Origin of the sequence: Micromonospora sp. NPDC047644 (genome assembly GCF_040704315.1) — a bacterium.
Classification (GTDB): domain Bacteria; phylum Actinomycetota; class Actinomycetes; order Mycobacteriales; family Micromonosporaceae; genus Micromonospora.
Genome location: NZ_JBEYSY010000006.1, coordinates 112,755 through 127,753, shown reverse-complemented (window position 1 = coordinate 127,753; position 14,999 = coordinate 112,755). Strand labels below are relative to the sequence as shown.

Here is a 14,999-nt window from a genome sequence, read left to right as displayed (position 1 = left end):
GGGTAGGTGCTCACATGGTTGCATCGCGCCGGCAGTTCCTCGGCTCGGCCGCTGCTGTCTCCGGCGCTGCTGTCACCGGCTTGGTCCTGCAGCCCGGCGCTGCGCAGGCCGTCGGTCACAGCGGTGGGGCGGCCTTGCCGAATGTGGTGGTGCGTCCGGACGACCCGCGTTACCCCGAACTGCTGACGCGCGGGTTCAACGCGCGTTTCGTCTTCTCCCCGGATTCGATCGTGCTGGCCTACTCGGCCGGCCAGGTTCAGGAGGCGGTGCAGAAGGCGGTCAAGGAGGGCCGCACGTTCACCGTCCGCAGCGGCGGGCACTGCCTCGAGGCGTTGGTCGCCGACCCGCGCTTCGACATGCTCATCGACGTGTCCCCGATGCACCACGTCTCCTGGGACGCCAAGATGAACGCCTTCTCGGTCGGCGCGGGCAGCACGCTCGCGCAGGCGTACAAAGCGCTCTACCTGGGCTGGGGTGTGACCGTCCCTGGTGGGGTGTGCCCACCGGTGGGCATCGGCGGACACACCGCCGGCGGGGGATACGGGCCGCTGTCGCGGCGGTACGGTCTCATCTCCGACCACCTGTACGCGGTCGAGGTGGTGACCGTCGACGCCAAGGGCAAGGCCCGCATCGTCGTCGCCACGCGCCGCCCCGACGACCCGAACCGCGACCTGTGGTGGGCGCACACCGGTGGTGGCGGCGGCAACTTCGGCGTCGTCACCCGGTACTGGTTCCGCGACCCGCGGGCCACCGGAAACAACCCGACCAAGGCACTGCCACGGCCGCCGGCACGGCTCCTGATGACCTGGGTGACCTGGCCATGGGAGTCGCTGAGCCAGGCGGACTTCAAGCGGCTGGTGCAGAACCACGGCGCCTGGCACGCCGCCAACAGCGGGCCGGACTCGCCGTACGTCGCCATGCACAGCGCCCTGCATCTCAACATGAAGAGGGACTACGCGCTCTACCTCGAGTGCCGGATGGACGCCACCGCGCCCAATGCCCGCCAGATGGTGGAGGACTACGTCGCCGCTGTCTCCGAGGGCGTGTCCGTGCAGGGCTACGTCGAGACGAACGAGGAACTCTGGCTCGTCAACGCGTTGTTCGAGTACCCCCGTTCGCTCGGCGCCCGAACCAAGTCGGCGGGCAGCAACCTGCGCAAGCCGCTCACCGACCACCAGATCGACATCGTCTACGGAGCACTGACGGACCCGGACGCCAAGAACTCCTGCCTGGTCTATCTCGGTGCCTACGGCGGGCAGGTCAACGCGGTCGCGTCGGACGCCACCGCGGTGCCGCAGCGCGACTCCATCCTGCGCTTCTGGATCGACTCCACGTGGGCCGATCCGAATGCCGACGCGGAGGCCGTGGAGTGGACCCGCCGGCTCTACCGGGACGTGCACGCCGCCACCGGCGGGGTGCCGGTCCCGAACGACCAGTACGACGGCTGCTACATCAACTACCCCAGCAAGGACACCAAGGACCCGGCGTGGAACACGTCAGGGGTGCCCTGGCACGACCTCTACTACAAGGACAGCTACCCGAAGCTTCAGCGGATCAAGAAGAAGTACGACCCGTTGAACACCTTCCAGCACGCCATGTCCATCGAGCCCGCCTGACCGGGCGGTTCGTCCAGGTCTTGCCCGCCGACCGCTGACACAGCCGGTCGCGAAGCGGCCCCACGCCCGTCGACATCACGGGTGTGGGGCCGGTTGCGTCCTGCCCTGACGACGGTGTGACGGAAGAGGTGGCGGTCCTTGCCGGACAGCCGGGACGACCCGAGTCCCGGCCGACCCGATCCGATCAGCAAACGGAGGACCGACATGACGAGCCCGGACGACAATGCGAACGCCACCACCAAGGTGTTCCTGGTGCAACAGGGTGTCTGGGAGATGCCGCTGGAGTCGATGCCGCTGGCATCGGGCTACCTGAAGTCGACGGCCCTGGCCGACGACCGGATCCGCGACGCCTGCGACATCAGCATCCACAACTTCCGCGGCGGCACCACCAACGCCACCATGGCCAACGCCCTGTTCAGCGACGGGCCGCCGGACGTTCTCGCGTTCAGCGTGCTGGGTTGGAACTACCGGTCCTTCGGATCACTGGCCGCGACGTTCAAACAGCTCAACCCGGACGGCTGGGTCGTCTTCGGCGGCACCCACGTGGCCGAGCAGGCCGACCGGGTGTTCCGGATGTTCCCCGAGGTCGACATCGTGGTCAACGGGGAGGGCGAGCTGACGTTCCGCGATCTGCTCAACTGCTACCTCGACGGGGTGGACAAGCACGCGCTGCACGCGGTGGCCGGTGTGTCGTTCCGCGAATCCGACGGCGCCACCTGCCACAACGTCGGCCGGGACCGGATCGAGGACCTTGAGATCATCCCGTCGCCGTTCCTGACCGGGGCGCTGGAGATGACCGACGCCGACGGCAACTTCCGGTACGACGTGGCGCTGATGGAGACCAACCGGGGCTGCCCGTACAAGTGCGCGTTCTGCTACTGGGGCGGCGCCGTCGGGCAGAAGGTCCGGGCGTTCTCGCCGGAGCGGATGCGCGCCGAGCTGGAGATGTTCGGCCGGCTCAAGGTGCACACCGTGGTCGCCTGCGACGCCAACTTCGGGCTCCTGCCCGGTGACGTGGAGTTCGTCGAGATGCTCATCGAGACCCGGGACCGGCTCGGCTTCCCGCGCGCGCTGGAGACGTCCTGGGCGAAGAACAAGTCGAAGACGTTCTTCCGCATCGTCAAGATGATGAAGGAAGCCGGCATGCGGAGCTCCTTCACGCTCGCGCTGCAGACGCTCAGCGACACCGCACTGGACACCATGAACCGGCGCAACATGAAGGTCAACGAATGGGAGGATCTCGCCGCCTGGCTGGACGAGGAGGGGCTCGACTGTTACGCCGAGCTGATCTGGGGCGCACCGGGCGAGACGGTGCAGTCCTTCATGGACGGGTACGACCGGCTGTCGCGCCGGGTGTCGCGGATCGCGGTCTACCCGATCCTGCTGTTGCCCAACACCGACTACATGGAGAAGAAGGAGCAGTACGGCATCAAGGCCGTCCGCGGTGACACCGACGACTTCGAGTACGTGCTCGCCCACAACACCATGACCTTCGCCGAGAACCAACAGATGCAGCGGTTCCTCTTCATGGCGCGGGTGGTGGCGGAGAACGCGGTCCTGCGCTGGATCTGGCCGGCGCTGCGGCACCTCGCCGGCATCACCCAGTCCCAGGTGCTGCGCCACCTGGACACCTGGATCAGCACCACGGACGACCCGGCGGCCGCGCCACTGCGGGGGTACGCCGCGACCGCCGTCGGCGGAACCGGCGCGTTCGGGGCGGCGATCACCTACCTCTACACCGACCCGGACGCGGAGCGGATGCTGCACCGCTGGTGGGACGAGGCGATCCGGCCGCTGGTGCCCGCCGAGGCGGCGCCGGTGCTGGACGAGGTGTTCCGGTACGACCTGCTCACCCAGCCGGTCTACCGCCCCGCCGACCAGCCGGTCGGTGAGGACCTGCCGGTGGTGCTGGTTCGCGACGAGGAGTACTACCTGCGCAGCGGCGTACGGCTCCGCTACGACGTGCCGGCCATCGTCGCGGCCATCCGGCGCGGCGAGGAGCCGGACCTGTCGCCGGTGGACGTCACCGTCGACCTGTACTACCGCACCGGATCGGAGTCGGCGGTCACCTCGACCAACCACGAGATCGTCGTGCACTTCATGGGGATGACCGCGGCGGAGGTCCACGACAACGCGCGGGGGAGTGCCGAGGGCCTGAGCGAGGCGGAGTTCGAGGCCAGCTCGGCGTCGCGGTCCGCGGAGGCCGGCTCGCCGACTCCGGACGGGCGGACCACGCTCGGGATGCTCAAGGCGGACAAGGGCGGCTGTTCCTGAGACATGCCGCGGGCCCGGCGCCTCAGTGCGAGGCGCCGGGCCCTGGCATGTCGCGCCGGCGGGCCGGTCGCGGGCAGACTGAGGCGTGGACGCTCGACGAGCGCCCACGCCGGCTCAGGGTCCGCGGCGATCGCCGCCGGCGACTACGTCGCCAGGTGCGGCGCCGTCCAGCCGTTCAGGTCGTACTCGGACAGGCACTGCTCGACCAGGGAGATCATGTCGTCGGTGACGCCGGCCTGGCTGCCACGGCGTAGCACCTGGGCCCGGTTGTCGTCCGGGTTGCCGGCGTGGTTGCGCTCGTACAGCTCCTGACGCCCGCCGAACTCCGTGCCCACCGCGTCCCAGAGCAGCTTCATCACCTTCACCCGCTGCTCGGCGTCGGTGCCGTGCGAGCCGCGCAGGTACCGGTCCAGGTACGGGCGGACCTCCGGGTTGTGGAAGTCGGCGACACCCGAGTTCAGGTAGATCAGCCCACTGCCTGCGGTGTGCTGGACGATCTCGCGCATCTTGCCGTACGCCATCGGGGCGAGGGTCCGGTACGTCAGCGCGTACTCCTCGTTGGGCTGGACGTAGCCGTCGGCCCACGGCCGGCACCGCTCGATCATGGCGTCGGACAGCGCCCACATCAGATGCCGCCAGACCATCAGCTCGCCGATGTTGCCCTGTACCTGCCGGAACTCGTCGGTGCCGTTGATCTCCACGGCCTTCATCAGCAGCCCGCAGATGAAGTCGAACTTGACCGCCAGCCGGGTGGCGCCGTGCAGGGAGAACCGCGGCATGAAGCCGGAGTCGTGGAAGAACGTGTTCGCCTTCTCCAGGTCGCCGTAGACGAAGACGTTCTCCCACGGGATCAGGGCCTGGTCGAACACGATGACCGCGTCGTTCTCGTCCATCCGGCTCGACAGGGGATAGTCGAACGGGCTGGCGGTGCGGGCCGCCGTCATCTCGTACGAGGTGCGGCAGAGCAGCTTCACCCCGGGGACGTTCATCGGCGCCATGAACACGACCCCGAACTGCTTCTCCTTGATCCGGAGCCCGTGGTGGGCGATGAAGTTGTAGTTGGTCAGCGCGGACCCGGTTGCCACCACCTTCGCCCCGCTCACCACGAGCCCCGCGTCGGTCTCCCGGTCCACGTGCACGTACACGTCGGCCACCTGCTCGGGGCGCAGGTGGCGGTCCACCGGCGGGTGCACGAGCGCGTGGTTGACGTGCAGCACGCGCTCCTGACACTCCCTGTACCAGCGCCGGGCGTTGTCACCGAACGGGGCGTAGAAGTCGGCCTTGGCGCCCAGGGTGGCGAGGAACGACGCCTTGTAGTCGGGCGAGCGGCCGAGCCAGCCGTAGCACCGTCGCTGCCAGGCCGCGATGGCGTCGCGCGAGTGGCGCAGGTCGGCCGCGTCGACCGGGGCCCGGAAGAACGGATGGGTGAAGCCACCGTTGCCGGTGTCGGTTCCGACGGTCAGCACGTCGCGGTCCGGCGATTCCCAGAGCGCGTCGTACATGTTCGCGATGGTCCGGGCATTGTTGCGGAAGGCCGGATGCTCGGTGACGTCCTTGATTCGCTCGCCGTACAGCCAGATCTCCCGACCGTCGCGCAGACTTTCCAGATATTCGGCACCGGTAAATGGCCGTAGTCCGGACGGTTGCGCCTCCGGCGTCTCCGTCGTGGATTCTGCGCTCGGCATCGGCAATCAGCTCCTCGGCGTGGCGGTGCGGATATTCATGGAGCGTGCCAGCCGGCTCGGTGGCGCGACAAGGAAACGGAAGCGGAACGGCAATTCAGGAGATGCCGCCGCCACGCAAGGAATGCGAGCGTGAGCGGGCGATGACGAGATTCACACGACCCACGAGGGGGCACGGTGGCACGGGACGAGATGAGCGCCAAGATCTGGTCCATGGCGGGGCTCGGCACGCCGATGGCGATCCGGACGGCGGCGACGTTGCGCCTGGCCGACCACGTCGACGGCGGGGCCGACACCGCTGAGGCGATCGCGAGGGTCGAGGGGGTGGACGCCGACGCGCTGGAGCGGGTCATGCGGTACCTGGCCGTTCGGGGCCTGCTGACCCGGGAGAGCGGCGGGCGGTACTCGCTGACCCCGCTGGGCGCGGTGCTGCGGGAGGACCACCCGTCGAAGGCCCGCGCCCGGCTGGACATCGAAGGCTCCGTCGGCCGGGCCGAACTGTCGTTCGTGCAGTTGCTGCACAGCGTGCGGACGGGCGAGGCCGGTTTCCCGGTCCAGTTCGGTCGCTCCTTCTGGGAGGACTGGGCCGCCGACCCGGAACGGGCCGCGAACTTCAACCGGCTCACCAGCGACCTGGAGTCACGGTCTCCGGAGATCGTCGAAGGCATGGACTGGGGTCCGCTGGGCTGGGTCGTCGACGTCGGCGGCGGCAACGGCGCGCTGCTGATCGGGCTGCTCAACGCCTACCCGACGCTGCGTGGCACGGTGCTCGAGATGCCGGACAACTGCGAGGCCGCCCGCAAGTCGGTCGCGGAGTCGGACCTGGGGGACCGCCTGGACGTGGTGGCCGGCAGCTTCTTCGACCCGCTGCCGGCCGGCGCCGGCGGGTACGTGCTGTCGTTCGTGCTGCACAACTGGGCGGACGACCCCGCGCGGGAGATCCTGCGCCGGTGCGCGGAGGCGGCCGGGCCGACCGGCGCGGTGCTGGTGGTCGAGCAGACCGGGCCCGGCGGGGAGGCCACCCACACCGGGATGGACCTACGCATGCTGACCGCCTGCGGTGGTCGGGAACGGACCGCCGCCGATCTGACCGCCCTCGCGGCATCCGTCGGGCTGCACGGCGTGGCCGTCCACCCGGCCGGCTCGTTCTCCATCGTGGAGCTGCGCGCGGCAGGCTGACCTGCCATTCCGTCGCAGGTGTCGCGCCACCGGGTGGGATACCCTGTGCCGCATGCGCTTCGGGATGCTCGGTCCGCTCGAGGTCTGGACCGCCGACGGCAAGCCGGTGCGCATCCCGGAGCTCAAGGTCCGCGCGCTGCTGGCCGACCTGCTGGTCCACGGCGGTCGGCCGGTGGCGGCGCACCGGCTCATCGACGACCTCTGGGGCGACCGGCTGCCGGCCAACCCGGCCAGCGTGCTCCGCAGCAAGATGTCGCAGCTCAGGCGCGCACTGGACGACGCCGAGCCGGGGGCACGCGATCTGGTCACGCATTCCCCGGCCGGGTACGCCCTCACGGCCGGCGACGACGCGGTGGACGTCGGCCTGTTCACCGAGCTGGTGGGCCGAGCCCGCCGCGCCGCCCACCCCCGGGACAGGATGGCGCTGCTGACCGACGCCCTGGCGCTGTGGCGCGGCCCCGCGCTCGCCGATTTCCCGGACGAGGCGTTCGTCCGCCCGGCTGTCACGCGCTGGTCGGAGGCCCGGCTGATCGCCCAGGAGGAGTGGGCCGAGACAGCACTCGACCTGGGTCGACACGCCGACGTGCTGGCCGACCTCGGCGACCTGGTGGAACGCCATCCGCTGCGCGAGCGTTTCCGCGCGGCGCGGATGCGGGCGCTGTACCAGTGCGGCCGGCAGGCCGAGGCGCTCGACGAGTTCCGGGTCTTCGGCGAGCGCATGCGCGACGAGCTGGGGCTCGACCCGGGGCCCGAGCTGGTCGCCCTGCACCGCGCCCTGCTCCGCCAGGACCCGGCGCTCACCGGCCTGGCCACGACGCCGGCGCCGATCGAACCGGAACGGGGCAACCTGCCGGCCCCGCTGACCGGGCTGATCGGCCGCGACGCCGCGGTCGCCGACGCGGCCCGACTGCTGGAGGCCGGCCGCCTGGTCACCCTGACCGGTCCGGGCGGTGTCGGCAAGACCCGGCTCGCGGTGGCCGTCGCCGCGCGGATCGCACCCGGGGTGCCGGCCGGCGCGTGGATGGTCGAGTTCAGCACCGTGCCGCGCCCGGCCGGCGGGCGGGGGCCGTCCGCCGTGATCGACGCCGTCGCCGGCACGCTCGGGCTGCGGGACGACGGTCGCTCGGGCAGCGCCGGCGGTGTCGACCGACTGGTGGCGGCCCTACGGGGTCGGCGTCTGCTGCTGGTGCTGGACAATTGCGAGCACGTCGTCGACGATGTCGCGGAGCTCGGCCGTGAACTGCTGGATGCCTGCCCTGACCTGCGCATTCTTGCCACCAGTCGGGAGTCGCTGGGGGTGCCCGGCGAGGCTCTGGTGCCGGTGCCGCCCCTGGCGCTGCCGGAGGCGGGTACGGCGACGGTCGCGCAACTGCGCCGGTCCAGCGCCGGGGAGCTCTTCCTGGCGCGGGCGGCCGCCTCCGAGCCCGGCTTCGCCCCCGACGACGAGAACGCGGCCGCGGTGGCCACCGTCTGCCGGCGGCTCGACGGCATACCGCTGGCCCTGGAACTGGCCGCCACCCGGGTGCGCACGATGGGGATCACCGAACTGGCCGCCCGCCTCGACGACCGGTTCCGACTGCTGGCCGCCCACCGGCGCGGCGGCCCGGCCCACCACGCCACGCTGCGCACCATGATCGACTGGAGCTGGGCCCTGATCGGCGCGGACGAGCAGGCCGTGCTGCGACGGCTGTCGGTGTTCACCGACGGCTGCGCGTTGTCATCGGCCGAGGAGGTGTGCGCGGATCCGCCCGCCGCCGGCGGAGTGTCCCGTGCCGACGTGGCGTACCTGCTCGGGCGACTGGTGGACTGCTCACTGGTCACGCTCGTGGAGAACGCCGACGGGGTGCGGTACAGGATGCTCGAGTCGGTGGGGGCGTACTGCGCCGAGCGGCTGCGGGAGTCCGGCGAGGACGAGGCGGTGCGGCTGCGGCACGGCACCTGCCAGGCCGCCCTCGCCGAGGAGGCGGACCAGAATCTGCGTGGCCCCGCCCAGCGGCGGTGGCTGCGCCGGTTGGATGCCGAACAGGCCAACCTGCGGGCGGCCCTGGCCGCGGCGATCGAGCGTGGTGAGGCGGTGCTCGCCCTCCGGCTGGCCTGCGCCTGCGCCTGGTACTGGGTACTGCGCGGCCAGTTGGGCGAGGGCCGTCGTGCGCTGGCGGCGGCGGCCGGGGTGCCGGGCGAGGCGCCGGCCGGCCGGCGGGCTCTGGCGCTGCTCTGGGAGGCGGGCATGGCCGCGCTCGGCGGCGACGACCCACACGACCTGCTGTGCCGGGCGGAGGCCGAGGGTCTGGCCGGTGCCGACCCGCACGCCGTGGCGCGGGCCCGCTGGTTGCTCGCCTCGGCGCTGCCCGAGGATGTCACCGCCCGGCCCGGCGACGGCCGGTTGGACGGGGTGCTGTCGGACTTTCGTAGCCTCGGTGACCGCTGGGGGGCGGCGGCCACGCTGAGTAGCCTGGCCTGGACGGCGCTGCTGCGCGGAGACGTCGCCGCGCTGCGCCGCGACGCGGAGCGGAGTCTGGAGGAGTTCCGCGACCTCGGCGACCACTGGGGAGTCCTGCAGGCCACCAACCCGCTGGCCGCGCTGGCCCGGATGACCGGGGACGGTGACCGCGCTGCGCGGCTGCACCGCGACGCCCTCCGCATCGCCCGCGAGCTGGGCCTGTGGCCGGAGGTGTCGTACCAGCTGAACGAACTGGGACGGATCGCGCTGGACGCCGGCGACCACGCCGCCGCCGCCGACCTGCACGCCCAGGCCCGGCGCATGGCCGCGGAACAGTCCAATCTGGCCCTGGAGCAGTTCGCCGACCTGGGACTGGCGATCACGGCGCGCCGGCAGGGCAGTTGGGACGCCGCCGAGCGGCTGCTGCACCGGTGGCTGGAGTGGAACCGGCAGGCCGGCTGGCATGCCGGCGTGGCCGCGGTCGGCGCGGAGCTCGGCTTCGTCGCCGAGCAGCGCGGTGCGGCCGACGACGCGCTGCACCGGCACCGGGAGGGCTTCGCCGCGGCTTCCGACAGCGGTGACCCGCGGGCGGTGGCGCTCGCCCTGGAAGGGCTCGCCGGGGCGTACCGGCTGGCGGGTGACCCGGTGCGGGCGGCCCGACTGCTGGGGGCGGCCGACGCCGCGCGCGACGCGGCGGGACTGCCGTCACCGGAGGCGGACCGGCACGACGCGCGACGCGTCGCCGGGCTTCTGGCCGCCGATCTGGGGCCGACCCAACTGGTCGCCGAGCGCGCGGCGGGGGCCGGCGCGCCGATCGACGACCTGCTGCGTGACGACCGGTCGATGGCCCGGCGCTGACGCGAGTCTGCGCAACGCAGGAGATGAACACCGGGTCGCACCCGTGTGATGCTTCAGCTCGCGAGACAGTGAATTCCCGGCCGAGGGGATCCGAATGTCAGAACAATCGCGCAGCGATCTCGAGAAGCACGTCACGGCGATCTGGGAGGACGTTCTCGACACTGCGGCCGGCCCGCCCGACGCCACATTCTTCGAATTGAACGGACAGTCGATAGCGGCTTTTCGCATCGTCGCGCGGATAAGTGACCGGACCGGCATCGACGTACCCGTCGAGGAATTGTTCAAGGATCCGACACGCGCCGCCTTCACCCGGGTGGTCCTCGCGTGTGCCCAACGACGCTGACCCGAGCGGCTCGACCACGTGGAAAGGCACGGTGGAATGGTGTACGCAGAGAACCGCTTCCCGTTCTCCATCGAGCAGGAGTTCCTGCGCGGGCAGCATCAGGAGGACGGCTCCACGGCGGGGTTCGGCCCGCGCCCCATCTCCAGCGGTGGCTGGCGGCTCACCGGGCCGGTCGACGCTGACCTGCTCCGCGGGGCTCTGGAGGACGTCATCGCCCGGCACGAACCACTGCGGACCATGGTGATCCGGGGCGCCGACGGCTGGGAACAGGAGGTGCGGGACCCGTGCCCGGCCCGGCTCCAGGTGCACGACCTGGGCGACGACCCGGACGGCCGGGGCGTACGGGCCGAGCGGTTCCTCGACAAGGCGGAGTCCGGCCACTTCGACGCGGACCAGCTTCCCCTGCTCTGGGCGTACCTGGGCCGTTTCGACGACCGGGACGCGGTGCTGGTGCTGGTCGCGTACCTGCCGCTGATCGATGTGTGGTCACTGGGCATCGTCATGGACGACCTGGCCGCGTGTTACGCCGCCCGCCTGGCCGGCGGCAAGCCCGAGCTGCCGGACCCGCCGCGGTATCGCGACTACGTGCGACGCGCCGCCGCCGGTGGATCCGACTCGTCCTTCGAGTACTGGCGGGAGCGGCTGGCCGGGGCGCGCCCCGTCGTCATCGCCGCGGACCGGCCGGCCAACCCCGACCATCCGGGCGTCACCCGCGTCGACCGTTTCCAGATCGACGCCCGACTCGGCTCGGCCGCCCTGCGCCTGGGCCGTGCGACGGGAAGCTCGCCGTTCATGGTGATCTTCGCGGCGCAGCTCATCCATCTCCAGCGGATGACCGGTGTCTCCGACGGGGTGGTGTGGACACTCACCCCCGGGCCCGGCCGCCGGCACGAGTGGGCCGAGGCCACCGTCGGCTACTTCGTCAACATGTCACCGCTGCGAACCGACATCTCGGGCTGTGTCACCTACCGCGACGTCCTCGCCCGGGTGCGCGCCACCTGCCTGGAGGCGTTCCCGCACGAGGTGCCGTTCGTCGGGCTGGCGCAGCGGGCGCCGGAGGTCATCGCCGGGCTGGAGCAGGGCGGCATGGTCGTGCCGGGCTTCGCGGTGTTCCAGAACCCCGCGGCGTCGAAGACCCGGTCCGCCGGTGCGGTCGAGTACGCGCCGGTGCGCCGGCGGTTGTCCCAGGCGCAGGGCCCGGGCATCCCCGACGACGCGATCCTCTGGACCATCGACATCGACCCGGACGGTGAGATCTTCTGCGCCGTCAGCTCGAGCACGGACCGGTTCGAGCAGGCCACCGTGGACCGCATGCTGGCCGAGTTCCGCGACCTGTTCGGCAGGGTCCTGGCCGACCCGGACGCGCCGCTGGCCGGCGCCCGTACCCACGAAGGGGCGCACTCGTGAGGACGCTGCCTCCCGGCTATCAGCTGGTCACCGACATTCCGGACGACCGGTACGGGGAATGGCTGGACTGCTGGCTCGGTGCCTTCGGCAACCCGGTCAGCGCCGATCCCGAGATCCTCGACTTCTACCGGCGCACCCACCCGCCGGATCGGGCCGTGGCGGTCGCCGACGACGACCGGTACGTCGCCACCAACACCGCGCTCGACCGTGACCTCGTGCTCCCCGGCGGGAACACGGTACCGGCCGCCGCGTGCACCGGTGGTTCCGCGCACCCGGTGGTGGCCCGGCGTGGGTTGCTACGCGCCACAGTCGCGCACCTCAACCGGCGGGCCGTCGACGAGGGCAAGGCGATCGTCGTCGGGGGCGCGTCCGAGTGGCCGATCTACGGCCGGTTCGGTTCCGGCCCGGCGACCTGGTCGGACGCGGTCGAGTTCGACGTCCGGGCGGTCGGCCTGCGCGACGACGTGCCGGGCCGCGACCTGCGTCCGCGTCGGATCGACGGTACGCAGGCCCGGGACCTCGGGTACAAGCTGTACTCCCAGCAGGCGGCGCAGACGCCCGGGGAGGTGCTCACCCCCTCGTGCTACTGGGACCGGCTCGCCGGCGACCCCGCGTCCGGTGCGTTGGAGGAGGCTCTCGCCCTGGGCGCCCCGGGGTACGGGCCCCGGCACTGCGCCGCGATCGACGACCGTGGGCTGGTGACATACCGGATCATGCCGGACTGGACGGCGGAGTCCGCGCCGCAGAGCAAGCTGCACGTCATCGACTTCCTCGCGGCCGACCAGGAGGCGGAGGGCGCGCTCTGGCGGCACCTGTTCTCGATCGACCTGGTCCGCGAGATCGACGTGTGGCGGATGCCGGTGGACAGCCCGCTGCGCTGGTGGGTCGACGACGCGCGACGGATGCGTGTCCGCCGCCAGGACGCCCTCTGGATCCGGCCGCTGGATGTGCCACGGCTCCTGCGCACCCGCGGCTGGGCCTGCGACGGTGTCCTCACGCTCACCGTGCACGACCCGGAGGGCCTGGCGGCCGGCACGTTCCGGCTGGAGGTGACCGACGGGCACGCCACGTGCGAGCCGGTCACCGCCGCGGCCGACCTGGAGATGGGCGTCGGCGCGCTGGCCGTCATCCTGCTCGGTGGCACCCCGGCGGCGGCGCTCACCCGGGCCGGTCGGATCAGCGCCCCGGACGCGCGCAAGGTGCGACTGTGGGACGCCATGGCGGTGCCGGAGCGCAGCCCGTACATCAGCTACTGGTTCTGACGAGGTCACCGTGACAGTGAGCCCGCTCGCCGTGACCGGTGCCCTGCACTTCACCGCGCCGGTGTTCCCCGACGACCGGGGCTTCTTCGGTACGCCGTTGCAGGCTGGCCTGTTCGCCGCGACCACCGGCCGCCCGCTGTTCCCGCTCGCGCAGGCCAGCTACAGCCGATCCCGGCGGGGAGTGGTTCGGGGGGTGCACTACACGGCCGCACCCCCCGGCGCCGAGAAGTACGTCTACTGCGCGCACGGCGCCCTGCTCGACATCATGGTGGACCTCCGGGTGGGGTCGCCCACGTACGGCCGGTGGGACGCGGTGCGGCTCACCGGCGACCGGATGGACGCGCTGTACCTGCCGGTCGGCGTCGGCCACGCCTTCGTCGCGCTGACCGACGACGCCGTCATGCAGTACCTGCTCTCGCGGGAGTACGAGCCCGCCGACGAGCGCGCCGTCTCCGTCCTCGACCCGCGGCTGGGTCTGCCGGTCGGAAAACCCGCGGGGAGCGAGCTGTCCGAGCGCGACCGCGCCGCGCCGACCCTGGAGCAGGCGCGGGAGGCGGGGTTGCTGCCGGACTACGCCCGCTGCCGGGAGATCGAGGTGCGCAATCTGCGAGATGCCCCGGCCAGGGCGGCTGGTGGACGGTAGGCGGGCACCCGACGACCCGACCGAAAGGGCACCGATGCGCGTTCTGTTCGCCACCTATGCGGAAACCACCCATTACTACAACATGGTCCCGCTGGCCTGGGCCCTGCGCACCGCCGGCCACGAGGTCCGGGTCGCCACCCAACCGGCCCTCATGGACGCGGTCGTGCAGTCTGGCCTGACCGCCGTGCAGGTCGGGGAGGACCACGACTTCATGTCGGTCATCGCGGCCAAGGCCGACGACCCGACCTGGGGCGAGCGGATCACCACCGCGTTGCGGACCGGCGGCGCCGACATGGACTATCCGGCCCTGCTGGCGTTCTTCGACGAGGCCGTGGAGACCTCGGCCAAGGTGTTCAACGACCCGATGGTCGACGCCCTCGTCGCGTACGCGCGGGAGTGGCAGCCGGACCTGATCATCTGGGAGAACTTCACCCTCGCCGGCGCCATCGCGGCTCGGGTCACCGGTGCCGCGCACGCCCGCCTGCTCTGGGGGGCCGACGCGCAGACCCGCATCTACAACCGGTTCCAGGCGTTGCTCGCCGAGCAGCCCGAGGATCAACGGCGTGACCCGATGCGGGACTGGGCCGCCGCGCACCTGGAGCGGTTCGGTGCCACCTACGACGCCGACGTGCTGACCGGGCAGTACACCCTGGACCAGGCACCGCAGAGCATGCGGCTGGACGTCGGGCTGCGGATCGTGCCGTTCCGGTATGTGCCGTACAACGGTCCGGCCCGGGTCCCCGGCTGGCTGCGCGAGCACCCGGAGCGCCCGAGGGTCTGCGTGACCGCCGGCATCTCGATGCGGTACATGCTGGGCTACGACCCGATCCCGGTCTCGACGCTCAAGCTCTTCGCCGACGCCGACGTCGAGGTGGTCGCGACGCTGGCCGTCGACGAGAGCGAGCTGGCCGACGTGCCGTCCAACGTCCGGGTGGTGAACTTCGTGCCGATGCACGCGCTGCTGCCCAGCTGCGCGGCCGTCGTGCACATCGGCAGCGCCGGCGTGGTGTCGACCGCGATGGCGTACGGCGTGCCGCAGTTGACTCTCGTCCCCGACCTGTGGGACGCCGTCGTGCGCGCCGACATGATGCGCGAGCAGGGCGCCGGCCTGGATCTGACGCTCGACCGGGCGACGCCCGAGGCGATCCGCGACAACGTGCTGCGGCTGGTGCGCGAGCCGGAGTTCCGGGCGGCGGCGAACCGGATCCGGGGCGAGATGCTCGCCGAGCCGGCACCGAGCGAGATCGTTCCGGTTCTCGAGAAGATCGCCGCCCAGCGGTGACTCCGGGGTTCCG

At 71.7% G+C, this 14,999-nt stretch carries 9 protein-coding genes and 1 pseudogene; 9 read left to right on the top strand and 1 reads right to left on the bottom strand.

Annotated elements, in window-relative coordinates:
• Window positions 1–14: 14 nt before the first annotated feature.
• Complete coding sequence (locus tag AB0877_RS11725) at window positions 15–1,616, top strand: FAD-binding protein (protein ID WP_366608531.1); 1,602 nt, start codon at window positions 15–17, stop codon at window positions 1,614–1,616.
• Window positions 1,617–1,820: 204 nt separating this feature from the next.
• A pseudogene (locus tag AB0877_RS11720) lies at window positions 1,821–3,722 on the top strand (KedN5 family methylcobalamin-dependent radical SAM C-methyltransferase); the annotation flags it as partial.
• 311 nt (window positions 3,723–4,033) lie between these two features.
• Here AB0877_RS11720 and AB0877_RS11715 read toward each other — a convergent pair.
• Window positions 4,034–5,575, bottom strand: a complete 1,542-nt coding sequence (locus AB0877_RS11715) for a 4-hydroxyphenylacetate 3-hydroxylase N-terminal domain-containing protein (RefSeq protein ID WP_366608530.1) — start codon at window positions 5,573–5,575, stop codon at window positions 4,034–4,036.
• Between the two features lie 174 nt (window positions 5,576–5,749).
• On the opposite strand from AB0877_RS11715, the gene AB0877_RS11710 reads away from it, so the two are divergent.
• The 7 genes from AB0877_RS11710 (at window position 5,750) to AB0877_RS11680 (ending at window position 14,986) form a co-directional block, all read left to right on the top strand.
• Entirely contained in the window at window positions 5,750–6,751 is a 1,002-nt protein-coding gene (locus AB0877_RS11710) for a methyltransferase (RefSeq protein WP_366608529.1), read from the top strand.
• A gap of 52 nt (window positions 6,752–6,803) precedes the next feature.
• Complete coding sequence (locus AB0877_RS11705; RefSeq protein ID WP_366608528.1) at window positions 6,804–10,049, top strand: BTAD domain-containing putative transcriptional regulator; 3,246 nt, start codon at window positions 6,804–6,806, stop codon at window positions 10,047–10,049.
• Window positions 10,050–10,143: 94 nt separating this feature from the next.
• Entirely contained in the window at window positions 10,144–10,392 is a 249-nt protein-coding gene (locus AB0877_RS11700; RefSeq protein WP_366608527.1) for a phosphopantetheine-binding protein, read from the top strand.
• 36 nt (window positions 10,393–10,428) lie between these two features.
• On the top strand, window positions 10,429–11,799 hold the full coding sequence (locus AB0877_RS11695; RefSeq protein WP_366608526.1) for a condensation domain-containing protein: 1,371 nt from the start codon (window positions 10,429–10,431) through the stop codon (window positions 11,797–11,799).
• Window positions 11,796–13,061: a GNAT family N-acetyltransferase gene (locus AB0877_RS11690; RefSeq protein WP_366608525.1), complete on the top strand. Its 1,266-nt coding sequence runs from the start codon at window positions 11,796–11,798 to the stop codon at window positions 13,059–13,061. Before AB0877_RS11695 ends, AB0877_RS11690 begins: the two co-directional genes overlap by 4 nt.
• 10 nt (window positions 13,062–13,071) lie before the next feature.
• Window positions 13,072–13,704, top strand: coding sequence for a dTDP-4-dehydrorhamnose 3,5-epimerase family protein (locus AB0877_RS11685; protein ID WP_366608524.1), 633 nt, complete (start codon window positions 13,072–13,074; stop codon window positions 13,702–13,704).
• A 34-nt stretch (window positions 13,705–13,738) separates the two neighbouring features.
• Window positions 13,739–14,986, top strand: coding sequence for an activator-dependent family glycosyltransferase (locus AB0877_RS11680; protein ID WP_366608523.1), 1,248 nt, complete (start codon window positions 13,739–13,741; stop codon window positions 14,984–14,986).
• The last annotated feature ends 13 nt before the right edge of the window (window positions 14,987–14,999 follow it).

What these genes read in the sequence shown, in the direction of transcription:
- AB0877_RS11725 (WP_366608531.1), top strand. Translation starts at nt 15, where the DNA reads ATGGTTGCATCGCGCCGGCAGTTCCTCGGCTCGGCCGCTGCTGTCTCC.
- AB0877_RS11715 (WP_366608530.1), bottom strand. Translation starts at nt 5,575, where the DNA reads ATGCCGAGCGCAGAATCCACGACGGAGACGCCGGAGGCGCAACCGTCC.
- AB0877_RS11705 (WP_366608528.1), top strand. Translation starts at nt 6,804, where the DNA reads ATGCGCTTCGGGATGCTCGGTCCGCTCGAGGTCTGGACCGCCGACGGC.
- AB0877_RS11700 (WP_366608527.1), top strand. Translation starts at nt 10,144, where the DNA reads ATGTCAGAACAATCGCGCAGCGATCTCGAGAAGCACGTCACGGCGATC.
- AB0877_RS11695 (WP_366608526.1), top strand. Translation starts at nt 10,429, where the DNA reads ATGGTGTACGCAGAGAACCGCTTCCCGTTCTCCATCGAGCAGGAGTTC.
- AB0877_RS11680 (WP_366608523.1), top strand. Translation starts at nt 13,739, where the DNA reads ATGCGCGTTCTGTTCGCCACCTATGCGGAAACCACCCATTACTACAAC.